Below are 23,489 nucleotides of genomic sequence, written 5' to 3' on the forward strand. Positions count from 1 at the left end.
GCGTATGGCGATTGGCCCGTTGACGACCAGTCGCAGCGGTCAGGTCGATGCCAGACCGTCAGCCTCGATTTGGGCAAAGAGCGCGTTGAACTTCTCTTGAAGACGGCGCGGGCGATGCTGGACCGACTTCGCAGCCTCGTAGTTGTCCATCTTGCCCTCGCCCTCGACGACGATAATGCCCGCCATGCCCATCGACACGTGCGGCTGGCACACATAGCCGTAGAAGCCCGGCGTCTCGACGGTCAGTTCGATCTCTTCATTGATCCGACCGCGCCACTCCTCGACGCCCTCCGGAAGCATCCCATCAACGGACACCGTGTTATGGCCGCGATCCGTTGCCACAAAGCGCACCGTGTCTCCGGGCTGTGCGACAATGATGTCGGGGTAGAACACCATGTTGGTGCGGTCCTCGGGATGCCGGTTGAGCATTTCGATCTGTAGCGTCTCCTGTGCCCGTGCGCCGCGCGGCAGCAGCAATGCGGCGGAAGCGGCGCTTGCGGTCATCAGGAAGTGTCTGCGTGGAAGGTGAAACGGCATGTTAACTCCTATCGGTTTTTTTGAGCGCCGACCCGATCCATGCCTCAGCATGAATGTCGTGCGCGGCTCTCCGTCCAACGCAGAGATGGCGCGTAAGTGCCCTGCGGAACCCTCCTTTTCACAGAGATGTCAGAATGGCGCGCAATGCTGTGATTGCGACGAAAACGCATGGATTTCACCGCAAATCGCGCTAAACGATGCGCCGCCAAAATGGCGCTTGATCTCCACCTAGCTTGAGCTTCTAGCTTGACCGTCGATCCTTCAAGTGATGGACGAGAGGCAGCATGGTAAGAAATCCCCAATTCTCGCGCTTTATCCTGGCAAGCGGCGTGACCAACCTCGCCGACGGCATCGCCGTGGTGGTCTGGGCGTGGGTGGCAACCATGCTGACCCGCGATCCGTTTCTCGTCGCGCTCATGCCCGTGGCCTTGCGTCTTCCGTGGTTCCTTTTCGCCCTGCCCGCCGGGATCGTCACGGACCGGGTGAACCGCAAGACGCTGATCCTGACGATGGACATCCTGCGCGCCGCCGCGTTTGGCGTCGCCGCGATTCTTGTCTACGTGTCCTTGCCGTTTGACCCGCCGACTGACGAAGGCACCGCCATGCCCGGCCTCTTCGCGGCACTCATGACCTGCGCACTGGTTGTCGGGACGGCAGAGGTCTTTCGCGACAACGCGGCGCAAACGGTCTTGCCTGCCTTGGTTCCGCACACCGACCTCGAGAAAGCGAACGGGCGTCTCTGGAGTGTCGAACTTGTCGGCAACACTCTTCTGGGCCCTGCTGCGGGGGCGTTTCTGATCGCTGCTTTGGTCTGGCTGCCCTTTGCGACCAACACCGCCGCCTTCGCCATCGCTGCCCTGCTCATTGTCGGCCTGAAAGGACAGTTCTCGGCTGCCGCGCCGAAAATCCGCAATTGGCGCGCGGAATTGGGCGAAGGTCTGGCATATCTCCGCGATGCGCCGCTCTTGCGGTTGTTGGCGGTAGTCACCGGCCTCTGGAACCTTTTCGACCAGATGGTCGTCATCGCGCTGGTCCTTTACGTGCAAGAGGTGCTCGGCCTCGGCGCGCAGGCCTACGGTCTCATGCTCTCTGCCGCCGCTTTTGGCGGCATCGCAGGCGGGTTCTGCGCGGACGCCATCGTCCGCAAGCTCGGCCCCGGCCGCGCCGCCCAATACGCGCAATTCGCCTCCGCCCTCACATTTGCCGCGATCCCCTTCGCACCGAACGCCGTGACCTTGGCCGTCATCCTCGCCACCTTCGAATTCGTTGGCCTGACATGGAACACCGTCTCGGTGTCCTATCGCCAACGCACGATCCCCAACGCGCTGCTCGGCCGCGTCAACAGCGTCTACCGGTTGCTCGCCTGGGGCATGATGCCGATCGGTCTCCTTCTCTCGGGCGCATTGGTCAGCGCATCCGAAAGCATCGTTACGCGCGAGACCGCCCTCACCATACCATTCATTGTCGCCGCAATCGGTGTCATCGCATTAAGCGCGCTTACCTGGAAACCACTGGGCGAAGGGTTCCGGGACCGCGCATCAACGAAGTGAGTTCTACGCGCCAAAAGTTAAGAAACCATGATCGAGTTTCGTTCTCTATGATCGAACGATCTTTCCGAAACCAAAATCTCAAGTGAACTTTCCAGGCCGATTTTCCACAATCGCAACCGTACGGACCAATCGGGCGAACCGTACGCCTAACGCTGCGCCACGCGCCAATTCGGATGCACCCAAGGCTCTGCATTCTCGGGCGGCAACGGCGCCCGGCCCAAGATATGATCCGCCGCTTTTTCACCGACCAGAATCGACGGCGCGTTGAGGTTCCCGTTGGTGATCCGCGGAAAGATCGAACTGTCCGCAACTCTCAGATTTTCCACACCAATCACACGTGTCTCCGGATCGACAACCGCCATCGGATCGTCACGCGCCCCCATCTTCACCGTGCCGCAGGGATGATAGGCGCTTTCGGCATGTTCGCGGATGAATTCATCAATCGTTTCATCACTTTGCGCATGTTCGCCCGGCTGGATTTCGCTTTTGTAGAACGGCGCGAACGCCTCCTGCGCAAAAATTTCCCGCACCAGCCTGATGCCCGCGCGGAACTCCTCCCAATCCTCTATGTGGCTCATGTAATTGAAGAAAATCCGGGGGTCTTCCTTCGGGTCCGCTGATTTCAGCGTGACCTCGCCGCGCGAAGGCGACCGCATCGGCCCGACATGCGCCTGAAACCCATGCCCTTCCGCCGCCGTCTGACCGTCATACCGCACCGCGATCGGCAGGAAATGGATCTGCAGATCCGGATACTCAACCCCGGCCCGCGACCGGATAAAACCACATGATTCAAACTGGTTAGACGCCCCCGGCCCGGTCTTCGTAAAGAGCCATCGCGCCCCGACATAGGCCTTTCCCAGCAGGTTCCAGTATCGATAGAGACTGACCGGCTGCTTCGACGCCGCCTGCACATAGACTTCCAGGTGATCTTGCAGATTCTGTCCAACACCGGGCCGATCCGCGATGACTTCGATCCCGTGCTCACGCAGGTGCGCGGCGGGTCCAATCCCGGAAAGCATCAATAATTTCGGGGAATTGATCGCCGATGCTGCGAGAATGACTTCTTCACGCGCCGTAACGGTCTGAATTGCGCCCTGTCGCTCGATTTCGACCCCTGTGGCGCGTCCGTCATCGATCACCACTTTCCGCGCGAAAGCTCTGATAAGACTACAGTTTTCGCACTTCAAAGCCGGGCGCAGATAGGCCTTCGCGGCGGACCACCGCTGCCCGTTCCAAACCGTCATCTCAAATGGTCCAACGCCTTCCTGACGGTGGCCGTTGTAATCGCCAGTGATCCCGTAGCCCGCCTGCGCTCCCGCTTCGACAAACGCACGCGTCAGTGGGTTGTCCCGCCGACCCCGTGTGACATGCAGCGGACCGTTCGCGCCGCGCCAAGCCGGATCACCGCCGTGCCCGCCATCGTGCCAATCCTCTAACCGTTTGAAATACGGCAAAACATCTGCATATCCCCAACCCGCCGCGCCCGCGTCGCGCCAGTGGTCGAAGTCCTTGGCGTGCCCACGAACATAGACCATGCCGTTGATCGAGGACGATCCGCCAATCACCTTGCCGCGCGGGCAGGCGAGGCGGCGGTTGTTCAGATGCGGTTCCGGTTCGGTCCGGTAGCCCCAATCGTAGCGCTTCATGTTCATGGGGAAACTGAGCGCGCCGGGCATCTGGATGAACGGCCCGGCATCACTGCCGCCATGTTCGATGACGATCACCGACCGACCTGCCTCGGACAGGCGGTAGGCCAAGCCGCATCCAGCCGAACCGGCACCGACAATGACGTAATCTGCAATCATATCAGAGTGCTAGTACGGAGCTTCAACGTCGCCCATGCGGACATAGACGGATTTCAGTTCGCTGTAGTTGTTGATCGCGTCCTTAGAATTCTCGCGTCCGACACCAGACATCTTTGTCCCTCCGAACGGTGCTTCGACCGGCGCGTCGTTGTAGGAATTGATGAAGCACGACCCGGCCTCAAGCTGCGCAATCACTCGATGCCCGCGCGACAGGTCAGAGGTAAAGACCCCCGCAGACAGACCGAACTCGGTCGCGTTGGCACGCGCGATCGCGTCTTCCTCGGTTTCGAAATCAAGCACCGCCATGACAGGTCCAAAGATCTCTTCCCGCGCGATAACCATGTCGTCTTTGACATCGGCGAATACAGTGGGCTGGAGGTAAAACCCTTCGCGATCAATACGTTCGCCCCCAGTGACCAACCGCGCGCCTTCGGCTTTGCCTTGTTCGATATAGTCCAGAACGATGTTCATCTGTCGTTCGCTGACCATCGGGCCAAAGCTTGTTGCCTCGTCCAGCGGATCACCGATCACCGCGTTCGCAAGGCGCTCGGTCAGGCGCTTCAGAAACGCTTCTTTAATGCCTTTCTGCACAAATACCCGCGTCCCGTTCGAACAGACCTGCCCGGACGAATAGAAATTGCCAAGGATCGCGCCGCCGACCGCGTTATCAAGATCGGCGTCATCGAAGATCAACAGGGGGGATTTGCCGCCAAGCTCCATCGTGACGTGTTTCATGCCGGCCGCGGCAGCGGCGTAGACCTTTTTGCCTGTCGGCACCGATCCGGTCAGTGACACCTTTGCCACGCGGGGGTCAGAGACCAGCGATGCACCCACCTCTCCAAGACCCTGAATGACGTTATAAATCCCTGCAGGCAGCCCGGCCTCGTGCAGGATCTCGGCCACCTTCAAGGCGCAAAGCGGCGTTGTCTCGGATGGCTTGAACAGCATCGCATTGCCACAGGCGAGCGCTGGCGCGCCTTTCCAGCAGGCGATCTGCGTCGGATAGTTCCACGCGCCGATGCCGACGCAGACGCCAAGCGGTTCGCGACGGGTGTAGACCCAGTCCTCACCCAGTTGGATATGCTCGCCGGTCAGGCTGCCCGCCAGCCCACCGAAATATTCCAGAGCGTCCGCGCCGCTGGTGGCATCGACAGCAATTGTCTCCTGATACGGCTTGCCGGTGTCGTAGGTTTCAAGCACCGACAGGTCGTGATTGCGCTCGCGCATGATGTCGGCCGCGCGGCGCAGGACGCGGCCACGTTCGGTGCCCGACAGCGCAGCCCAATGTTTTTGCGCGCGTTTCGCAGAGGCCAAGGCCTGCTCAACGATCTTTGGTGTTGCCGCGTAAACAGTGGCGATTTGCTCTCCGCTGGCGGGGTAGATCACCGCGATCGGCGTGCCATTGGTGTCCTCGACATAGGTTCCATCGATGAAATGGCTGGCAGTGGGTTGGGTCGGATAGGTCATCACTTCCCCTCTTTGTCGGCAGATTTCAGTTCCTGGTCGAGCAGGGTCAGCACGTGACGTGTTGCTGCATCGCCTTGCGGGGCCTCCCGACGCAGCGCTTCGCGCAGGTATAGACCGTCGATCAAACCGGCGATGCGGACCGCCGCCTCTCCGGCCCGAGCGCCAATCAGAGGGCGCAGGCTATGGACGAGATTGGAGTGCAATCGCCGCTGGTAGACGCTCAGAAGCCGCCACGCCTGATCGTCGCTTTGAGCGAGGACGTAGAAATTGAGCCACGCCGCCACCACCTCGCGCCGGAAATTCGCGCTGGTAAAGCCCGCCCGAATGATCGCCTCACACCGCGCGCGCGGCCCCCGTGCCATCGACAAGGCACCCCGAACTTCGGCCCCGTAGAGACTCAGTGTGTGGCGCATCGCGGCCAGAAAGATCTGGTCCTTGCCGCCAAAATAGTGATGCGCCAGCGCCGACGACATCCCGGCCCGTCGCGCGATCTGGGCCACGGTCACATCGAGCGACCCGGCATGTCCGATCTCGTCAATCGTGGCTTTCACCAACGCCGCCCGGCGTATAGGCTCCATCCCAAGTTTCGGCACATTCGACCCCTTTTGGTTGACCGCCGGACGGTATGGCGATTTTTATTGACTCGTCAATCAACAAAAAACGAGACCACATCAGGGAGCTTCTTGAACATGTTGAAATCTACTCTTTCGGTCGTTGCGATTTGCACCGCGACAACGGCTGCCGCCAATTGCGATACTGTTGTCTTTTCGGACGTGGGCTGGACCGACATCACTGCGACCACAGCCGCGACCACGGTGGTCCTCGATGCGCTTGGCTACGAGACCGACATCAAAGTGCTGTCCGTCCCGGTGACCTATACCGCCCTGGCCGAAGGCGATGTGGACGTGTTCCTTGGCAACTGGATGCCAACGATGGAGGCCGACATTGCGCCCTATCGCGAAGCTGGCACGGTCGACACTGTGCGCGCGAATCTCGAAGGCGCGAAATACACGCTGGCCGTGAACAAGGCTGCTGCTGATATGGGCATTGCAAATTTCGCGGACATTGCCACCCATAGGGACGCCTTGGATGCCGAGATCTACGGCATCGAACCCGGCAATGACGGCAATCGCCTCATCATGGACATGATCGCCGACAATGCGTTTGACCTCGACGGCTTCGAAGTGGTCGAAAGTTCCGAACAAGGGATGCTGGCACAAGTGGCGCGCGCCTCAGACCGGGGTGAGCCCATCGTGTTCCTCGGCTGGGAGCCACATCCGATGAACGCCAATTTCGAGCTCACCTACCTTGAAGGAGGCGATGACTGGTTCGGTCCGAACCTCGGTGGCGCCACGGTCTACACCAACACCCGCGCCGGATATGTCGAGGAATGCACGAATGTCGGTGCGCTGTTGAACAACCTTGAATTCAGCCTCGCCATGGAAAACGAAATCATGGGCGCGATCCTGAATGACGGTGAAGAACCGCGCGACGCCGCGATTGCGTGGCTGTCGGCCAACCCGGACGCTTACGCGGAATGGCTTGACGGCGTCACCACCAAAGACGGCGGAGATGCCGTTGCGGCGGTGCAGGCAGCGCTTCAATAATCGACACATCGGGCGGCCAACAGGCCGCCCTTTTCCAATCATGACATGACGAAGGCGGCGCATGGACTGGCTGACCGAAAACAAGATCCCCGTTGGTCAGATCGCGGGCGATGGCTTTGACTGGCTTGAAAGCAACGGAGCCTTTTTCTTCGATGCCCTGTCTGACGCGCTGGAGGCGATGATCGACGGGTTTCTCTGGCTGCTGCAGACGCCGCATCCGCTGTTCATCATCGGTCTCTTCGTAGCGCTCACCTGGCTGCTGCAACGCAGTTGGAAGGTCTGCCTGTTCGTCGGCCTCGGGTTTTTGTTCATCATCAACCAAGGTTATTGGGAGGAAACGACCGAAAGCCTGACGCTTGTCTTATCCGCCTGCGTGGTCTGCATGGGCTTGGGTGTCCCAATCGGCATCGCCGCGGCACATAGGCCCAAACTCTACGCGTGGATGCGGCCCGTGCTGGACCTTATGCAGACCTTGCCGACCTTCGTCTATCTTATTCCGGCGATTGTGTTTTTCGGTATCGGGATGGTGCCGGGCCTGATCGCGACGGTGATCTTCGTGCTGCCCGCACCAATCCGCCTGACCCATCTTGGCGTCAGTTCGACACCGACGCCCCTCATCGAAGCTGCCGAAGCGTTCGGTGCTACGAAACAGCAGCTTTTGTGGAAGGTCGAACTGCCCTCTGCCCTGCCGCAAATCATGGCGGGGCTGAACCAGACGATCATGTTGTCGCTGTCGATGGTCGTGATCGCCGCGCTTGTCGGTGCCGATGGGCTTGGGGTGCCGGTGGTGCGTGCGCTTAACCAAGTGAACACGGCGCGTGGTTTCGAAAGCGGCTTTGTCATTGTGGTCGTTGCGATCATCCTTGACCGGATGCTGCGGATGGAGCGCGACAAATGAGTGAACCGCGCGTCTCGTTCGACAATGTCTCGATCGTCTTCGGGGACAAACCGGAGGCCGCTCTGCCACTCATGGATGCGGGCCAAAGCCGTGGTGAGATCCAAAGCGAAACGCATCAGGTACTTGGCGTGCACGATTGCTCGCTCGACGTGGCCGAGGGCGAGATCCTTGTTCTAATGGGGTTGTCCGGGTCCGGCAAGTCCACCCTGCTGCGCGCGGTCAATGGGCTGAACCCCGTGGTGCGCGGCTGCGTTCGGGTGCATGACGGCACGCGGCTGGTTGATGTCACCCATGCCGACGCCGCGACCTTGCGGCAGTTGCGGCTGCGTCACGTGGCGATGGTGTTCCAGCAATTCGGCCTCTTGCCATGGCGCACCGTGCGCGAGAATGTCGGCCTGGGTCTGGAATTGGGCGGCCAGTCCAAAACCGAACGGCAGGAGCGCGTGGAGGCGCAGCTAGCGCTCGTGGGGCTGTCCGATTGGGCCGATCGCAAGGTCGGAGAACTGTCCGGCGGGATGCAGCAACGCGTGGGCCTTGCCCGCGCCTTTGCCACCGACGCGCCGATCCTCCTTATGGACGAACCCTTTTCGGCCCTCGATCCCCTGATCCGGACGAAGCTTCAGGATGAACTTCTTGAATTGCAGGACACGCTGCGGCGCACGATCATTTTCGTGAGTCACGATCTGGACGAGGCCTTCAAGATCGGCAACCGCATCGCGATCATGGAAGGCGGACGCATCGTGCAATGCGGCACGCCACAGGACATTTTCCGTCATCCCGCAAACCATTACGTGGCCGATTTCGTCAAGCACATGAACCCGCTCGGCGTTCTGCGCGCGCGTGACATCATGCGAAGCGGGCACGGCACCAAGGGCGCGCCCGAAGTTGATGCGGACGCGCGGGTCATGACGGTGATGCAGACACTTGTCGGGCAGGACAGAGACTTGACCGTGGTCGCAGAGGGCGCACCCATTGGCGTGATCGGTAAAAATGACGTGCTGGCCTACTTGTCTGACCCGACCGGAGGTTCCGGCAGATCATAGCGCGCGATCTGGTGGAACCGCCCATCCCTGTCCTCCCCCATCAATGAGATGTGTCGCATCAGATAAGGTCCGGAGACGTCAGGCAGGGGGGCGCGCACGGTCTCCTCTATTGTCGTACGCTCGGCCTGTGGCACGCGGTCCGTCAGGGTCATGTGAAAGCGGAACGCGTCCATCACGAAGGGGTATCCCCATGTGAGCAGGTTTTGGTGCAGCGTCTCAGACAGGTTGCGTCGCGCGTATTTCTCACGCTCGTCGACACTGAGCGGCGCGCGAAATCTGTCCAACTCGGTCACGCAATGCGCGGCAAGATCGCTCAAGGCATCGTTCGAAGTGGCGGGAACCAGCGCAAGAAACCGCCCAAGCCACACCAGTGACAGGCCGCCCAGCGAAACCGCGGCGCGCTTCTGCGCGAATGCTTCGACCGCCCGCGGCAGTTGTGCAGCATCACACGTGTCATAGAGGCGAAACGGAGCCTTCAGGGTCGCGTGAAACCCGTATCTGCTGGCATTTGCGATCCAGTCCTGCCGCGCCAACGGTGTGGCCTTTTGCTGTGAAACGCAGTCCCAGCCAAACCAGCTTGCGCCAAAATCGCCCAATGGGCCGTCTGGAACATGGTAAATTGCATAGCGCTGGAACTCGGTTGCGGGCATGATCGCAGTTAGGCGCGACACGATTTCTTTGACAAGCCTACGGAAGCCTGTTGCAACGTATTCAACTTTGCTTATATGTTTTCCAACAGTAAGGAGACTTGCGATATGACACCTAAAATTACCGGATTTTTCGACGACGCGACGAACACCATCTCCTATGTGGTGCAAGATCCCGAAGGCCGCGCTTGCGCCATCGTGGATAGCGTTCTGGATTTCGACTACTCCTCGGGCCGGACCGATACGAAATCGGCCGACGCCATCATTGCCTTCGTGCGTGAGAATGACCTCGACGTGCAGTGGTTGCTCGAAACACACGTCCATGCGGATCACCTGAGCGCGGCGCCCTATCTTCAGGACGCTCTCGGCGGGAAAATCGGCATCGGCGACCGCATTCAGGTCGTTCAGGACACGTTCGGCAAGGTGTTCAACGAAGGCACCGAGTTCCAGCGCGACGGCAGCCAATTCGACCAGCTTTTCGTCGAAGGCGACAGCTTCCACATCGGACAGTTGCGGGCCGACGTCCTCCACACTCCCGGGCATACACCGGCTTGTCTGACCTACGTTGTGGGCGACGCGGCCTTCGTGGGCGATACCCTGTTCATGCCGGATTTCGGCACCGCGCGGTGTGACTTCCCCGGCGGGTCGTCGGAACAGCTGTACGACTCGGTCCAGAAGATCCTCGCTCTGCCGGACGAGACCCGCATCTTCGTCGGCCACGACTACAAGGCGCCGGGTCGCGAAGAATACGCGTGGGAAACCACCGTCGGTGAGCAGAAGGCCAAGAACGTGCACGTGGGCGCTGGTGCGTCGAAGGATGACTTCGTCGAGATGCGCGATGCCCGCGATGCGACGCTGGCGATGCCAAAGCTCATCATCCCGTCCCTGCAGGTCAACATGCGCGCGGGCCAGATGCCGCCAGCCGACAAGGACGGCAAGGTGTTCCTCAAAGTTCCTGTGAACGAGCTCTGAGACCATGAACCCGGATTGGATTTACGGGCTGATCGGCGGATTGGTGATCGGCACAGGTGGCGCAGTGTATCTGTTGGCCAATGGACGCATCATGGGGGCCAGCGGCATCGTCGGTGGCCTCGTGGACGGCAGCGGCGCATCAACGAAATGGGAGCGGCTGAGTTTTTTGGCAGGTGTCGCTCTCATCCCCTTCCTGCTGCTGAGCGTATTGGGCCCGAAGGACACGCATGTGACCAGTAATCTGCCCGTTCTCATTGCGGCAGGCCTTCTGGTCGGCGTTGGCACGCGTCTTGCCAATGGCTGCACCTCCGGTCACGGCGTTTGCGGAATCTCGCGCCTGTCGTTGCGCGGGATCGTCGCAACTGTGTTCTACATTCTGGCGGGTGGTCTCACGATCGCGCTGTTCCGCCACGTGTTGGGGGTGGTGTGATGCGGAACGCGTTTGCTTTTCTCGCCGGTGGCCTCTTCGGGGCCGGACTCATGATCTCGGGCATGACGGACACCCGCAAAGTGCAGGGATGGCTCGACGTGTTTGGCAATTGGGACCCGACGCTGGCATTCGTCATGGGGGGTGCCATCATCCCGATGTTTATCGCGTGGCGTGTCGCGGCGCGGCGGCAATACGCCCTGCTGGGCGATGCCATGCCACCGCCGCCTAGCACACAGGTCGGTCGCAACCTCGTGCTTGGCTCTGTCATGTTCGGCATGGGCTGGGGCCTCGTGGGCCTGTGCCCCGGACCGGCCATCGCGTCGCTCAGCTATGGCGGGTTCGAGGGACTGGTCTTCCTTGCCTCCATGCTGGTCGGCATGGGTGCGATGCCCACAATTCGCGGGTGGCTGGACAGGCCAGCACCTGCACAGTAGGACTTTGCCATGGATATTCGCCAAATTTCAGAGCGCTACAGCGTCTCCCCGCAGATCGATCCCGAAGACGCCGCCGCCATCAAGGCGGCAGGCATCACCACTGTGATCTGCAACCGACCCGATGCCGAAGTGCCGCCCAGCCATCAGACGGACGCCATTCGCGCCGCGCTTGAGGCGGAAGGGCTTCGTTTCGAGGTTCTGCCGATCACGCATCAGACCATGACGCCAGACCGTGTTGCCGCGCAGGCTGACATCGTCGCGTCGTCGGATGGCCCGGTGCTAGCCTATTGCGCGTCGGGCACGCGGTCGTCAATCCTGTGGGCGCTGAGCCAGGCGGGGCAGCAAAGCGCGGACCAGATTTTGAATGCGGTCAGCCGTGCGGGATATGACCTTGCTGCTCTGCGTCCGACGCTCGACGCAGCGGCATCGGCGCAAAAGCAAGGCTAGGTTTCGGCGCCACGTATCACGGCTCCAAATCATCGAGGCCCAAGGCCAGATCATCCAAAGACATGTCCATCGGTTGAGGCACCAAAGGCGCCTCAACATTAACAGCATCCGAAAATGCGGTATCCGTGACCGCGTCTTTTGGCTGCTTTGCTGACACTTTGGGCGTGGTCCGCGCGGCGTCCCCCCTGTCAGCCTGCTGCAAAAGCGGCGCGTCACCACCGATGCGAATGGCGCGAAAGCCGTTTATCTGACCCAGCTTGCCTTTGGCGACGACATAGCCACCATCAACCACGAGACTGGTGGCGTTCAGGGCGGCCGGGGAGATTTCCAGAAGATCACCGGGCTTCAGAGACTGCGCTTTCGACAAAGGCACATGGATGCGTGTCAGCACTGCACGCATCCGGGCAGGCAGGCGTTTCATCGCCTCGGCGTGCTTGCCCAACTGGATCGAAGACGCGTCATCGGTAGCCTTGCTCGGCTCAGGTTCGGGAAACAGAAAGGCAACCTTTCCGACCCGCGTGTCTTGAGCAAGGCTGACGTCGAAAGACAGCATGTGATGGCTGTCCCCGTCCAGAGCCAGCCCTGCCGTCTGCACATCATCCACCTGCGCGCCGAAGCGAAATCCCTGCAAGTGTGCCCGTTCCGGCTGACCCTCCAGCATGGCCCCAAACCGCGGGAGCGCCGCATCGACGAGCGGGGCCGTCATGGCAGCATCGGTGGCGGTGAAGGGGCGGTCATCCAGCGGAAACCGCGACACTTTTCCAAGCGTCTGCACCTCGATCAGGCTGGTCACAACCGAGCGGTCCAACGCCAACAGCCCGCAGGATCCTGCGTCATTCTCAAGAATGAGCAGCAAGGCGTCTTCGGGCAGGCGCGCAAGCGCCAGATCGGTCGGCAAAGTGTCGTCCCTGGTGGCCTGCGCGACGAGACCAAGCGCCCAAAGCGCGTCAGCAGCAATCGACAGACTGCGCCCAAGGGCGCGATGCACGGAGAGACCGCCAACACCCAGCGACCGGCGTTGTGCTTGCGCCTTGCGTTCCAGAACTGACTCTGCTGTGCCGTCAGGCATCGTACTGTGTTCACCCGTCAAACCACGTTCCTGCCGTTATGGCGGGGAATGGTTACCAAGGGCTTAGCGTCTCTTGGACAACCCGCTCATTGCGCGGCCATCGCCAGACGATAGGGCAGCACCACGCGGAAGGTCGTGCCGGATTTTGTCGGAATGAAGTCTACCGATCCACCCAAACGCGTCATCACCTGCCGACAGATCGCCAATCCCAGCCCGGCGCCCCCGGCTTTCTGATCGCTCACGCGCGCGAATTTTTCGAAGATCATGTCGGCAGCTTCCGCCGAAATGCCCGATCCGTTGTCCTGAAAGTCGATCACCACCCGGTCGGTTTCCTGCATCACCCGTATGACGAGCCTTGGCGCATCCGCATCACAGTATTTGCGGGCATTCGCGATCAGATTGATGAAAACCTGACTGAGCCGGTCGAGGTCCGTGAACAGCGAAATGTCCTCTTTCAGCGCGTCGCGCTGGATCTCAAGCTGCGCGCCATCCTCCCCGATTGCGGCCGAAGACACCGCACGATCGAGGGCGTCTTTCAACAAACCATCGCGCAGATTGAGGTTCACTTGCCCGTTCTCAATGACACTTAGGTCAAGAAGATCATCCAGCAGACGCGTCAGGCGTTGCGCCTCATCATGGATGATCGAGGCATAGCGCGACTGGTCCTCGGGACCCATCTCATCGGTGTCCCGCAGGATCTCGGAAAACGCTCGGATCGACGTCATCGGCGTGCGCAGTTCGTGGCTGATCTGGCTGAGGAAGGCGTCTTTCTGGATCGACAGACGCGTCAGCTTCTGGTTGGCGTTGCGCAGCTCCAATGCGGTACGGCTCAATTCTTCGGATTTCTCTTTCAGCTCGGCCGAGTATTCCAGCATCTGTGCGGTTTCATCTGCCACCGCCATCAGATCTTCCACGGACACGGCCATCCCGCCGGTGATCTGACCCACCATCGCATGTGCCGTCGCGGCTCCTACCGAGCTCCCCAGTTCGCGTTCCAGCACCTCAAGAAAGTCCGGCGTCGGGTCAGGCAGATCCCCTCTGACCCCCTGCTTGCGGGCATGCGCCGAAAACAACGCCTGCGCTTCCGGCGCGCCCAGGATGCGCTGCGCCATGACCATCAGGTCTTCGGTCTGAGCAACGCCGCCCGACCAGCGACGCTTGCTGCCCGAATGTTCGAAGATGTTCACGAATTGCGCCGCCTGTAGCCGTTCGATGGGTGACGGGAAGGTGACCAGTGACACCGTCAGGAATGCGAGAACGTTAAAGGCGATACTCCAGAGAACCGAATGCATCAGCGGGTCGAGCCCTTCGATCCCGAAAAGCGCATACGGGCGCAGCCATGCCAAGCCGAACAGCCCGTTTTCCACAACCGATACCGGCAGAACGGTGCCAACGCCAAAGCTTGGCAAGTAAAGGGTGTAAAGCCACGTGCCGAACCCTGCTGTGAGGCCCGCAAAAGCGCCCAGCCACGTGGCCCCGCGCCAGAACATACCCCCAAGCATCGCGGGCAGCACTTGGGCCAGACCGCAAAAGGCCACAAGGCCAATGGTGGCCAATGCCTCCCCGCCGCTCGACATGCGGTAGTAGAGGTACCCCAACATGACCACAGCCACGATTGATATTCGCCGCGCCATCAGGACCGCATTGCGCACATCCCCGGATACGCTTGCCCCGGTCGAAGACACGCGCAGCCAGATCGGCATGACGATATGGTTCGACACCATTGTGGATAGCGCAATCGCCGCGACGATGACCATGGAGGTGGCCGAACTGAACCCACCAAGGAATGACAGCATTGCCAACCCGTTTTCCCCCAGTGCCAGTGGGATGGTGAGGACAAAAAGGTCCGGGTTCGATCCGTCCGGCATCAAATCGAGGCCGACCACGGCGATGGGCACCACGAAAAGGCTCATCAGGCCGAGGTAGAGCGGGAATGCCCAACTGGCGGTGCGCAGATGGCTTTCGTCGTCATTCTCGACCACGAGCACCTGAAACGTGCGCGGCAAACACAGGAACGCCGCCGCCGAGAGGAAAATCAGCCCCGCCCAACGGCTGCGATCGGTCTGCCACTGTCCGAACTCGGACGCATCAATGCGTGACAGCGCCTCGGACACTCCGCCGGAGACCCCCCAGACGACGAAGATCCCCACCGACAGCAGCGCCACCAGCTTCACCACCGCCTCGACCGCAATGGCCATGACGACTCCGTCGTGCCGCTCTTTCGCGTCGAGATTTCGTGTCCCGAAGAGAACCGTGAACAGGGCCAAGCCCAACGAGAGCCAAAGCGCGAAGCTTTCCAATCTCTCCGGCGTACGGTCATGCGCTTCGGCGGCGAAGACCGAAAAGGACAGTGTCACCGACTGAAGCTGGAGCGCGATGTAGGGGGTCGTGCCGATCACTGCGAGGATGGTGACACCCGCTGCCAGCAAACTTGATTTACCGTAGCGTGAAGAGATCAGGTCAGCGATGGATGTGATCTTTTGCGTCCGACCGATGCGGATCAGTTTGCGCAACAGCCACCACCAGCTGACCATGACCAAGGTCGGTCCAAGGTAGATGGTGAGATACTCGAACCCGTTGCGCGCTGCGCTCCCGACCGCGCCGTAGAACGTCCAGGCCGTGCAGTAGATCGACAGAGATAGCGTGTAGATCAACGGCGACCGCAGCCACGCCTTGTGACCCTGAAGCGCGATCCGGTCGGCCGCGAACGCGACCGCGAACAGGAACAGCACGTAGGCGCCACAGACGGCGACAAGGATGTTGAGCGTGGTCATGGGTCTGACCCCGGATCATCCTCCATCCGGCTGCCCAAGGCGCGGGACAGTCCGAAGGTGAGAACGATCACGCCGGCCCAGACCGCGAAAATGTAGATCAAGGCAGCCGCGCTGCTCACCCTCGCGTCGCCGGATTGCGGCCAGATCAGCGGTAGGAGCCACAATAAGAGTGCAAGGATCGGCGCAAGGCGCGCGGCGTCCATGAGCCGGCGCTGCCGGTAGGTGCGTTTCTCATGAAATACCGGCGACGGTTTGGGCCTGTCCGCCGGTTCGCTCATTTCGACGCCAGTGTTCTCACGGTCTCCAACACGTCGGCGTTGGAAAAGGGCTTGGTCATGAACGCATCGCAACCGGCGCGTTCGGCAATCTCGCGGTCCTTACTCTGACCACGGGCGGTGAGCATCAGGACCGGCAAGTCGGAATTGGCCGGATCGCCCCGCAATTCGCGCAGGATGTCATACCCGCTCTTGCCCGGCAGCATAACATCGAGGATGAGCACATCCGGTTGACGTTCGCGCACGATATCGACAGCGTCCGCGCCATTGGAATGGGTTTTCACCGTCCAACCATCGCGCGACAGAATAAAGCTAATCGCTTCAATGATATTCGGTTCATCTTCGATCAACAGAACCTGTTTCGACATGCGTCCCCTCCCGCGGCCCCCCGCATGGCCTTTTTGAACTGACGCCAATTCAGGCCAATACTCGCACTTTAATACGTTTTATGTGCAGACTGTCAAAACTTCCGGGATCACCTTGCGACCAAGATCGAAGGCTCCCGCCGAGCCTTGCACTCTGATTGCGGACAGATGCGGCAGCTCAGGCCAACCTGCATCACTGGTTCGGACGTTTCGTGCTTGGCTTCCGGAACGATCAGCATATGGCTTTCGAACAGGGTGTCCCGCCCGAGTTTCGGCGCTTCGGAAGGCTGCGCGATTGCGATGACCAGATGGTGGGCCGAGGCACGGGTCGATTGCTCAACCCGTTCGGCGTGGATCATCATGGGGCGCGCCAGCGCCTTGTAGAGAGGCCAAAGCGCGCACCCTGCCCCAAGCCGGGGCAACGGAAATTCCGGCAGTGGTTTGCGGAAGGTGGTGACGCCAGATCCATCGCAAATCGCCAGGCCCACCGGTTGTTTCAGGATGCCTGTCGGCAACTGCGCAAGCCGACGCATCGCGCTGGCGACATCCGCATGGGCCGCATCTGCCAAAGCTAGCGGATCGCTTCCAGACTTGGCGACCACCCGTGCGCACAGATCAAGGGGCATGCGCAAAGCGTCTTCGCGGTACCGATCCAGGGCACGCAACAACAACCACTGCGCGGCATGGGACAGGCCGTCCGACAATTCGCCCAGCACAGCATCGACCGACGCATGCGGGTTCTCAAGTTGGGGGATGTGAAACCCGAGCTTCTGGAACACACGGTCCATCTCGTCTTGCGGAGCACTGTTGGTGGGTGCTTCGGATTCTGCCTCTTCGAGATATCGCACGAGGCTTCGGCTGGTTTCGGCAAGCCGCGCGCTGTCTTCGTAGATGTTGCGGTTGAACCGGCGCTGCCATTCGGGTTCGATGTCACCCGGTTCTGCCAGAATAGAGGACGCCGACCGGATCGCTGTGACGGTGCTCAGCATCTCGTGCAGCGACGCTGCGAGATGGGGATCATGGGTCAGTCGGTCAGTCAGCGCTTCGACGCTTTGCTGCAACGTTTCCACCCTGCGCTGGTATTCGGCCAGCAAAGCTGCCCAGCCCGGGAAACGTCCGGCAAACTCTTCAACACGCGCGAGCTCGGCCTCTGGAAGATCCGTATTGGTCGCGGCTTCCCGCAGGTTGGTCAGAAGCGCCGTTTCCGCACCCTCGGTCAGGGAGGTCGGTTCGACGTCAAGCGCATGAGCGATATCGACCAGCAGTTTCCCGCCGATTCTACGCCGGTTGTGTTCAATCAGGTTGAGGTACGAGGGTGAGATATCGGCCCGCTGGGCCAGCTCGGATTGCTTGATCCCCGCCATGATCCGCCGTTCGCGAATTCGGCTGCCTGTCAAAGTGTCGCGGGCCAATGCGGAATCCCATGATGAATCAATCGGTTTCTGCGCTGCGGCTAAAACTTTTTTACATATTTCTGCGCTGCACTGTTCATTTATTGACAGAAAAATCGTTTTGAGCAAAGCGCTTATTGATATGTTTTCACTGCATATCCGATACTCACCCTGCACATATGTGCGGTGTTGGCGGTCAGAGGAACCCCGCCAGACCCTTTAAGACATTGGGAGGATTATATGTCCAAAGGCAACCTGACACGTCGCGGCGTGCTCAAGACAGGTGCAGTTGCAGGGGCGGGTCTTGCTCTGCCGACGTACCTGTCCGCAGCGGGCCACGAAGGCTTCACAAACGCACCAACAGGATCGACCGTCACGCTGGGTTTCAACGTACCCCAGTCCGGCCCCTACGCGGACGAGGGCGCAGACGAACTGCGCGCCTACGAACTGGCCGTTGAGCACCTGAACGGTGAAGGCGACGGCGGTATGCTCAACACCTTCTCGTCGAAGGCACTTCAGGGCAACGGTATCCTCGGCAAGAAAGTCGAGTACGTCACAGGCGACACGCAGACCAAATCGGACGCGGCGCGCGCATCGGCGAAGTCGATGATCGAAAAAGACGGCGCCATCATGATCACCGGCGGTTCGTCCTCGGGCGTGGCCGTGGCCGTGCAGGCGCTTTGCCAAGAGGCCGGCGTCATCTTCATGGCGGGTCTGACCCACTCCAACGACACCACGGGTAAAGACAAGAAAGCCAATGGTTTCCGTCACTTCTTCAACTCGTACATGTCCGGTGCGGCTCTCGCGCCCGTGCTTGCTGCGAACTACGGCACAGACCGTAAGGCGTACCACCTGACAGCTGACTACAACTGGGGTTACACCACAGAAGAGGCGGTCCGCTCCTCGACCGAAGCGATGGGTTGGGAAACAGTCGGCACCGTTCTGACGCCGCTGACGCAGACCGACTTCTCGTCCTACATCACGCCGGTTCTGCAGTCAGATGCAGACGTTCTGGTTCTGAACCACTACGGCGGCAACATGGTCAACTCGCTGACCAACGCGGTGCAGTTCGGCCTTCGTGACCGTCAGGTCAACGGCAAGAACTTCGAAATCGTTGTTCCGCTGTACTCCCGCCTGATGGCGAAGGGTGCGGGCGCCAACGTGAAGGGCATCTTCGGCTCCACCAACTGGCACTGGTCGCTGCAGGACGAAGGCTCCAAGGCATTCGTTCAGTCCTTCGGCACCAAGTACGGCTTCCCGCCGTCTCAGGCTGCGCACACCTGCTACGTGCAGGCTCTGCTTTACGCGGATGCGGTCGAGCGTGCCGGCTCCTTCGCACCGTGCGCGGTTGTCGAAGCGCTCGAAGGCTTCGAATTCGACGGTATGGGCAACGGCCCGACACTCTACCGCGCCGAAGATCACCAGTGCTTCAAAGACGTTCTGGTCGTGAAGGGTAAGGAAAACCCGTCCTCCGAATTCGACCTTCTCGAGATCGTCGAAGTCACACCGGTGGAACAGGTCACCTACGAGCCGGATCACCCGCAATTCGCGGGCGGTGCTCTGGGCTCCTGCAACAACGGCGCATAAGCCGCTGCGCTTCGGGGTGGGCCAACGGGCCCACCCATTTCCTGCATCAGCCCGCAGAACTGCTGGGCTGTCTGCACTTCCACACTTCTGACCGCAAAGGGTGGGGCAATGGACGCCATAATTCTGCAAATTCTGAACGGGCTCGACAAAGGCTCGGCCTACGCGCTGATCGCGCTGGGTTTGACACTTATCTTCGGCACGCTCGGCGTGGTGAACTTTGCGCACGGCGCTTTGTTCATGATCGGCGCGTTCTGCGCTGTGACACTGTCGCGCCTGCTGAGCCTCAGCCACGAGGTGGCAATCCCGGGCCAAGTGGACTTCCTCGGCAATCCGGCCACACGGGATGTCCCATATGTGTATGATATCTTCGGAGAAGCTGCCGGAGCCGCGATCATCGACTGGTCGGTGCCGCTGGCCATTCTGCTCGCCATCCCGGTGATGATCGCAGTCGGCGTCATCATGGAGCGCGGCCTCATCAAGCATTTCTACAAGCGCCCGCATGCCGACCAGATCCTTGTGACCTTCGGCCTCGCCATCGTGCTTCAGGAAATCATCAAGTACTACTACGGCGCGAACCCGATCCCGGCACCGGCCCCACAGGCGTTTGTCGGATCGTTCGATTTCGGTGCATTGATTGGCTTCGAACCGGGCACGATCATCTACCCGTACTGGCGCCTTGTTTATTTCGCCTTCGCGGTTGTGATCATCGGTGCCGTGTTCGCCTTCCTGCAGTTCACCACGTTTGGCATGGTCGTGCGGGCCGGAATGGCAGATCGCGAGACTGTCGGCCTTTTGGGTATCAACATTGACAAGCGCTTCACCATCATGTTCGGCCTCGCCGCAGCGGTCGCGGGTCTGGCTGGTGTGATGTACGCGCCGATCACCTCACCAAACTACCATATGGGCATGGACTTCCTTGTCCTGAGCTTCGTCGTGGTGGTTGTCGGCGGCATGGGATCACTCCCTGGCGCCGTGCTTGCAGGCTTCCTTCTGGGCATCCTCGAAAGCTTTGCGTCCATGCGCGAGGTTCTGGAGATCGTCCCGGGCCTGAACCAAATCATCATCTATCTCGTAGCCATTGTGATCCTTCTGACCCGCCCACGCGGTCTGATGGGACGCAAGGGCGTCATGGAGGACTAAGCCATGTTTGGACTCGACAAAAAAGACGGCTCGCTCCTTCTCATCGTGACGGCGCTCGTCATCTTCGCACCGTTCCTTCTCAATCCCTTCCCGGAAGGCTCTGCACTCGCGCAGTTCAACGCCGGGTATCCGGACCTCATGCAGCGCTTTGTCATCTTCGGGATCTTCGCCATCGGCTTCAACATCCTGTTCGGTCTGACAGGCTACCTGAGCTTCGGTCACGCCGCTTTCCTAGGTGTGGGATCCTACGCTGCGATGTGGATGTTCAAGCTTTTCGGCATGAACGTACTCCCAGCGCTGGCGCTTTCGATGATCATGTCCGCCCTGTTCGCCGTCGTCATCGGCTACGTGAGCCTGCGGCGGTCGGGGATCTACTTCTCGATCCTGACCTTGGCCTTTGCGATGATGTCATACGCGCTGGCCTATTCGGTCCTTGCCACCGATATGGACGGCCCGACGCAGCAGGGCCTCCTGCAAAAGGGCCTCACCGGTGGTGAAACCGGCCTCCAGCTGACGCTGCAGGACCCGCGCATACTTGGTGCGCAGACCACGGCCGATGGGAACATCCCCGTTCCGACGCTCTTCGGGCTGGAAATGCGCAGCGCGACCGAACTCGTTCTAGGCGACTGGGTCTTTACCTTCAGTGCGGGCTACTACTTCAGCGCCGTTGTGATGCTGATTGCCTTCTACCTGTCCATTCGCATTTTCCGGTCCCCGTTCGGCATGGTCTTGCGGTCGATCAAATCGAACCAGCAACGTCTCACCTACACGGGGATGAACCCCCGTCCCTATATGCTTGCCGCCTTTGTGATCTCAGGCATGTATGCAGGTCTGGCAGGCGGATTGATGGCTGCGATGGACCCACTGGCCGGACCCGAACGGATGTTCTGGACCGCGTCCGGGGAAGTCGTGTTGATGACGATCCTTGGTGGCGTCGGAACCCTGATCGGGCCGGTTCTTGGAGCAGGTGCCATCAAGTACATGGAAAACATCATTTCCAAGATCAACTCCGATATCCTGCACAGCTGGTTCGCCTTCCTGCCCGACGGTCTGGAAGACTTCATTGTCGCGATCATCTACCCGTTCATCGGCAAGGGCTGGCATCTCACGCTTGGCATCATCTTCATGCTGGTCGTGATCTTTCTACCCGGCGGCCTGGTCCAGGGCGGTCAGAAACTCGCGGCGCTCTTCCGGCGGAAAAAGCAGGAAGACACCAAATCCGCAACCACCGAACCTGCAGAATAAGGAGACGGGCACATGGGACTTCTTGAAGTCAAAGACGTCAACAAACGCTTCGGTGGCCTGCAGGCTCTGGGCAATGTGAACCTGAGCGTGGCGGAACAAACGGTCCACGCGATCATCGGCCCCAACGGCGCGGGCAAGTCGACCTTGCTGAACTGTCTCGTCGGCAAACTGATCCCGGACACAGGGTCGGTGATGTTCGACGGGCAGTCGGTCCTGGGCCGCACCCCGTTCGAGATCAACCAGATGGGCATCAGCCGCGTGTTCCAGACGCCCGAGATCTTCGGCGATCTGACCGTCATGGAAAACATGCTGATACCCTGCTTTGCCAAGCGGGACGGGTCCTTTGCACTCCACGGCATTCGCTCTGTCGTCAGCGAGGGCGAGTTGCGCGATCAGGCCGAACAAATGCTTGAAGACGTAAACATGCTCGACAAACGGAACATGCATTCCGCTTCGATGTCACGCGGCGACAAACGGCGCCTCGAAATGGCGATGTGTCTGGTGCAGAATCCCAAGCTTCTGTTGCTTGATGAACCGACCGCAGGGATGGCGCGCGCCGACACCAACAACACGATCGACCTGCTCAAGGAGATCAAGGAAAAGCGCAACATCACGATCGCCATCATCGAACACGACATGCACGTGGTATTCTCTCTGGCCGAACGGATCACCGTGCTGGCGCAAGGCACTCCTCTGGTCGAGGACACGCCCGAAAACATCAAGGGCCATCCGAAAGTCAAGGAAGCCTATCTCGGCGAAGCCGCCTGAGCCATCAATGTAGGCCGGGCGTCCACCCGGCACCCGACAAAGGGACGCAACCATGAACGTCAGACCCGACTTTTCCAAGAACCGCAACATGGCGGAAACCGCACCGGCCTTCCTTTCGGTGTGGGACATGCACAGCTACTACGGCGAAAGCTACATCGTGCAGGGCATTTCCTTCAACGTGCACGAAGGCGAGATCCTAGCGCTGCTCGGTCGAAACGGTGCCGGCAAGACCACGACACTCCGTTCCATCGCACGCATGGACGATCCTCAGGTGAACCACGGCGAGATCTGGCTCGATCACCAACCGCTGCACAAGATGACCTCCTACGAGGCGTCCACGGCGGGGCTTGGGCTTGTGCCCGAAGACCGTCGGATCATCCCTGGCCTCACGGTCGAGGAGAACCTGCAACTGGCACAGATCGCTCCGCCCATCGGCTGGTCGATCGAACGCCTGTACGACCTCTTCCCGCGCCTTGGCGAGCGCCGCAAGCAGGAAGGCGTAACCCTCTCCGGGGGCGAGCAGCAAATGCTGTCCATCGCCCGTGCGCTGGCGCGTGACGTGAAGGTTCTGCTTCTGGACGAGCCGTACGAGGGTTTGGCCCCCGTGATCGTGGACGAGATCGAAAAGACGCTGCGCCACATCAAGGAACAGGGCATGACAACGATCCTCGTTGAGCAGAACGCGATCCGCGCCTTGCAACTCGCGGACCGGGCCATCATCCTCGACACCGGTTCCATTGTCTTCGACGGCAGTGCCGAAGAGGTTCTTGAGAATGACTCGCTGCGGGCGGAATATCTCGCAATCTGATCCAGCATGATCTGCATCATGTGCGACCATAGCCGCCCTTGCCATAAGCTGCCGGGGCGGCTTTTCTTTTTTCAAAGCGGAGGAGATTCACATGAATGACATGACCTACCCACCGGCGGACAGCCTGGTGAAGAACGCCCATGTTGATGCGGCGCGTTATGAGGAGATGTATGCGCGGTCGGTGAGTGACAGTGAGGGGTTCTGGGCCGAGCAGGCGGAGCGTCTGGACT

At 60.4% G+C, this 23,489-nt stretch carries 24 protein-coding genes; 14 read left to right on the plus strand and 10 right to left on the minus strand.

Features of this window, described 5'->3' with window-relative positions; all coding sequences use genetic code 11:
• Positions 1-39: 39 nt before the first annotated feature.
• A complete protein-coding gene (locus BUA42_RS16065; RefSeq protein WP_084066255.1) occupies positions 40-537 on the minus strand; it encodes a pseudoazurin in 498 nt (165 codons plus the stop codon).
• 284 nt (positions 538-821) lie between these two features.
• On the opposite strand from BUA42_RS16065, the gene BUA42_RS16070 reads away from it, so the two are divergent.
• Positions 822-2,087: an MFS transporter gene (locus BUA42_RS16070; RefSeq protein WP_072779287.1), complete on the plus strand. Its 1,266-nt coding sequence runs from the start codon at positions 822-824 to the stop codon at positions 2,085-2,087.
• A 146-nt stretch (positions 2,088-2,233) separates the two neighbouring features.
• Here BUA42_RS16070 and betA read toward each other — a convergent pair whose 3' ends face one another.
• The 3 genes from betA to betI are packed head-to-tail and all read right to left on the minus strand — an operon-like array spanning position 2,234 to position 5,952.
• A complete protein-coding gene (gene betA / locus BUA42_RS16075) occupies positions 2,234-3,892 on the minus strand; it encodes a choline dehydrogenase (RefSeq protein WP_072779288.1) in 1,659 nt (552 codons plus the stop codon).
• A gap of 9 nt (positions 3,893-3,901) precedes the next feature.
• A complete protein-coding gene (gene betB / locus BUA42_RS16080) occupies positions 3,902-5,359 on the minus strand; it encodes a betaine-aldehyde dehydrogenase (RefSeq protein WP_072779289.1) in 1,458 nt (485 codons plus the stop codon).
• A complete protein-coding gene (gene betI, locus BUA42_RS16085; RefSeq protein ID WP_072779290.1) occupies positions 5,359-5,952 on the minus strand; it encodes a choline-binding transcriptional repressor BetI in 594 nt (197 codons plus the stop codon). The genes betB and betI overlap by 1 nt, the downstream gene beginning before the upstream one ends.
• A gap of 96 nt (positions 5,953-6,048) precedes the next feature.
• Here betI and choX point away from each other — a divergent pair, with 96 nt between their 5' ends.
• The 3 genes from choX to choV all read left to right on the plus strand — a co-directional run bounded on the left by choX (position 6,049) and on the right by choV (position 8,907).
• On the plus strand, positions 6,049-6,966 hold the full coding sequence (gene choX / locus BUA42_RS16090) for a choline ABC transporter substrate-binding protein (protein ID WP_143152720.1): 918 nt from the start codon (positions 6,049-6,051) through the stop codon (positions 6,964-6,966).
• A gap of 61 nt (positions 6,967-7,027) precedes the next feature.
• Positions 7,028-7,864, plus strand: coding sequence for a choline ABC transporter permease subunit (gene choW / locus BUA42_RS16095; protein ID WP_072779292.1), 837 nt, complete (start codon positions 7,028-7,030; stop codon positions 7,862-7,864).
• Complete coding sequence (gene choV, locus BUA42_RS16100; RefSeq protein ID WP_072779293.1) at positions 7,861-8,907, plus strand: choline ABC transporter ATP-binding protein; 1,047 nt, start codon at positions 7,861-7,863, stop codon at positions 8,905-8,907. The genes choW and choV overlap by 4 nt, the downstream gene beginning before the upstream one ends.
• Here the strand turns inward: choV and BUA42_RS16105 are convergent.
• A complete protein-coding gene (locus BUA42_RS16105; RefSeq protein WP_143152721.1) occupies positions 8,868-9,578 on the minus strand; it encodes a DUF1045 domain-containing protein in 711 nt (236 codons plus the stop codon). The genes choV and BUA42_RS16105 overlap by 40 nt on opposite strands.
• 84 nt (positions 9,579-9,662) lie before the next feature.
• Between BUA42_RS16105 and BUA42_RS16110 the strand changes: the two genes are divergently transcribed.
• Genes BUA42_RS16110 through BUA42_RS16125 form a run of 4 tightly spaced genes read left to right on the plus strand, consistent with a single transcriptional unit; the run spans position 9,663 to position 11,837 of the window.
• The gene (locus tag BUA42_RS16110; protein WP_072779295.1) at positions 9,663-10,526 is read left to right on the plus strand and encodes an MBL fold metallo-hydrolase; all 864 of its coding nucleotides are present in this window, start codon (positions 9,663-9,665) and stop codon (positions 10,524-10,526) included.
• Positions 10,527-10,530: 4 nt separating this feature from the next.
• Positions 10,531-10,956, plus strand: coding sequence for a YeeE/YedE family protein (locus BUA42_RS16115; RefSeq protein ID WP_072779296.1), 426 nt, complete (start codon positions 10,531-10,533; stop codon positions 10,954-10,956).
• Positions 10,956-11,390, plus strand: coding sequence for a DUF6691 family protein (locus tag BUA42_RS16120; RefSeq protein ID WP_072779297.1), 435 nt, complete (start codon positions 10,956-10,958; stop codon positions 11,388-11,390). The genes BUA42_RS16115 and BUA42_RS16120 overlap by 1 nt, the downstream gene beginning before the upstream one ends.
• 9 nt (positions 11,391-11,399) lie before the next feature.
• Positions 11,400-11,837, plus strand: coding sequence for a protein tyrosine phosphatase family protein (locus tag BUA42_RS16125; protein WP_072779298.1), 438 nt, complete (start codon positions 11,400-11,402; stop codon positions 11,835-11,837).
• Positions 11,838-11,853: 16 nt separating this feature from the next.
• Here the strand turns inward: BUA42_RS16125 and BUA42_RS16130 are convergent, their stop codons facing one another.
• The 5 genes from BUA42_RS16130 to BUA42_RS16150 all read right to left on the minus strand — a co-directional run bounded on the left by BUA42_RS16130 (position 11,854) and on the right by BUA42_RS16150 (position 17,732).
• Positions 11,854-12,906: a FliM/FliN family flagellar motor switch protein gene (locus BUA42_RS16130; protein ID WP_072779299.1), complete on the minus strand. Its 1,053-nt coding sequence runs from the start codon at positions 12,904-12,906 to the stop codon at positions 11,854-11,856.
• Between the two features lie 86 nt (positions 12,907-12,992).
• Positions 12,993-15,680 carry an ATP-binding protein gene (locus tag BUA42_RS16135; protein ID WP_072779300.1) on the minus strand — a complete coding sequence of 896 codons (2,688 nt, stop codon included), beginning with the start codon at positions 15,678-15,680 and terminating at the stop codon, positions 12,993-12,995.
• A complete protein-coding gene (locus BUA42_RS16140) occupies positions 15,677-15,958 on the minus strand; it encodes a DUF6611 family protein (RefSeq protein ID WP_072779301.1) in 282 nt (93 codons plus the stop codon). The genes BUA42_RS16135 and BUA42_RS16140 overlap by 4 nt, the downstream gene beginning before the upstream one ends.
• Positions 15,955-16,323, minus strand: coding sequence for a response regulator transcription factor (locus BUA42_RS16145; protein ID WP_072779302.1), 369 nt, complete (start codon positions 16,321-16,323; stop codon positions 15,955-15,957). Before BUA42_RS16145 ends, BUA42_RS16140 begins: the two co-directional genes overlap by 4 nt.
• Before the next feature lie 107 nt (positions 16,324-16,430).
• Positions 16,431-17,732, minus strand: coding sequence for a helix-turn-helix domain-containing protein (locus BUA42_RS16150; protein WP_072779303.1), 1,302 nt, complete (start codon positions 17,730-17,732; stop codon positions 16,431-16,433).
• 219 nt (positions 17,733-17,951) lie between these two features.
• Here BUA42_RS16150 and BUA42_RS16155 point away from each other — a divergent pair, with 219 nt between their 5' ends.
• From BUA42_RS16155 to BUA42_RS21520, 6 genes are all read left to right on the plus strand, one after another.
• Complete coding sequence (locus BUA42_RS16155) at positions 17,952-19,298, plus strand: substrate-binding protein (protein ID WP_072779304.1); 1,347 nt, start codon at positions 17,952-17,954, stop codon at positions 19,296-19,298.
• A gap of 108 nt (positions 19,299-19,406) precedes the next feature.
• Positions 19,407-20,438 (plus strand): branched-chain amino acid ABC transporter permease, encoded by a 1,032-nt coding sequence (locus tag BUA42_RS16160; RefSeq protein ID WP_072779305.1) that lies wholly within the window; start codon positions 19,407-19,409, stop codon positions 20,436-20,438.
• A 3-nt stretch (positions 20,439-20,441) separates the two neighbouring features.
• Positions 20,442-21,683: a branched-chain amino acid ABC transporter permease gene (locus tag BUA42_RS16165; protein ID WP_072779306.1), complete on the plus strand. Its 1,242-nt coding sequence runs from the start codon at positions 20,442-20,444 to the stop codon at positions 21,681-21,683.
• Between the two features lie 12 nt (positions 21,684-21,695).
• Positions 21,696-22,451: an ABC transporter ATP-binding protein gene (locus tag BUA42_RS16170; RefSeq protein WP_072779307.1), complete on the plus strand. Its 756-nt coding sequence runs from the start codon at positions 21,696-21,698 to the stop codon at positions 22,449-22,451.
• A 52-nt stretch (positions 22,452-22,503) separates the two neighbouring features.
• Complete coding sequence (locus BUA42_RS16175) at positions 22,504-23,259, plus strand: ABC transporter ATP-binding protein (protein WP_072779308.1); 756 nt, start codon at positions 22,504-22,506, stop codon at positions 23,257-23,259.
• 166 nt (positions 23,260-23,425) lie between these two features.
• Positions 23,426-23,489 (plus strand): acetyl-coenzyme A synthetase N-terminal domain-containing protein (locus tag BUA42_RS21520; protein WP_425435038.1); only part of this gene is annotated, 64 nt, incomplete at its 3' end.

It is taken from the genome of Marivita hallyeonensis, assembly GCF_900129875.1.
Lineage (GTDB): Bacteria > Pseudomonadota > Alphaproteobacteria > Rhodobacterales > Rhodobacteraceae > Marivita > Marivita hallyeonensis.

Bases quoted from the DNA above. Each gene is read 5' to 3' on its own strand.
- BUA42_RS16170 (WP_072779307.1), top strand. From the start codon at position 21,696: ATGGGACTTCTTGAAGTCAAAGACGTCAACAAACGCTTCGGTGGCCTG.
- BUA42_RS16115 (WP_072779296.1), top strand. From the start codon at position 10,531: ATGAACCCGGATTGGATTTACGGGCTGATCGGCGGATTGGTGATCGGC.
- betA (WP_072779288.1), bottom strand. From the start codon at position 3,892: ATGATTGCAGATTACGTCATTGTCGGTGCCGGTTCGGCTGGATGCGGC.
- choV (WP_072779293.1), top strand. From the start codon at position 7,861: ATGAGTGAACCGCGCGTCTCGTTCGACAATGTCTCGATCGTCTTCGGG.
- BUA42_RS16130 (WP_072779299.1), bottom strand. From the start codon at position 12,906: ATGCCTGACGGCACAGCAGAGTCAGTTCTGGAACGCAAGGCGCAAGCA.
- BUA42_RS16160 (WP_072779305.1), top strand. From the start codon at position 19,407: ATGGACGCCATAATTCTGCAAATTCTGAACGGGCTCGACAAAGGCTCG.
- BUA42_RS16135 (WP_072779300.1), bottom strand. From the start codon at position 15,680: ATGACCACGCTCAACATCCTTGTCGCCGTCTGTGGCGCCTACGTGCTG.
- BUA42_RS16165 (WP_072779306.1), top strand. From the start codon at position 20,442: ATGTTTGGACTCGACAAAAAAGACGGCTCGCTCCTTCTCATCGTGACG.
- BUA42_RS16120 (WP_072779297.1), top strand. From the start codon at position 10,956: ATGCGGAACGCGTTTGCTTTTCTCGCCGGTGGCCTCTTCGGGGCCGGA.
- BUA42_RS16110 (WP_072779295.1), top strand. From the start codon at position 9,663: ATGACACCTAAAATTACCGGATTTTTCGACGACGCGACGAACACCATC.
- betB (WP_072779289.1), bottom strand. From the start codon at position 5,359: ATGACCTATCCGACCCAACCCACTGCCAGCCATTTCATCGATGGAACC.
- BUA42_RS16065 (WP_084066255.1), bottom strand. From the start codon at position 537: ATGCCGTTTCACCTTCCACGCAGACACTTCCTGATGACCGCAAGCGCC.
- BUA42_RS16125 (WP_072779298.1), top strand. From the start codon at position 11,400: ATGGATATTCGCCAAATTTCAGAGCGCTACAGCGTCTCCCCGCAGATC.
- choX (WP_143152720.1), top strand. From the start codon at position 6,049: ATGTTGAAATCTACTCTTTCGGTCGTTGCGATTTGCACCGCGACAACG.
- BUA42_RS16140 (WP_072779301.1), bottom strand. From the start codon at position 15,958: ATGAGCGAACCGGCGGACAGGCCCAAACCGTCGCCGGTATTTCATGAG.
- BUA42_RS16175 (WP_072779308.1), top strand. From the start codon at position 22,504: ATGAACGTCAGACCCGACTTTTCCAAGAACCGCAACATGGCGGAAACC.
- BUA42_RS16155 (WP_072779304.1), top strand. From the start codon at position 17,952: ATGTCCAAAGGCAACCTGACACGTCGCGGCGTGCTCAAGACAGGTGCA.
- BUA42_RS16070 (WP_072779287.1), top strand. From the start codon at position 822: ATGGTAAGAAATCCCCAATTCTCGCGCTTTATCCTGGCAAGCGGCGTG.
- choW (WP_072779292.1), top strand. From the start codon at position 7,028: ATGGACTGGCTGACCGAAAACAAGATCCCCGTTGGTCAGATCGCGGGC.
- BUA42_RS16145 (WP_072779302.1), bottom strand. From the start codon at position 16,323: ATGTCGAAACAGGTTCTGTTGATCGAAGATGAACCGAATATCATTGAA.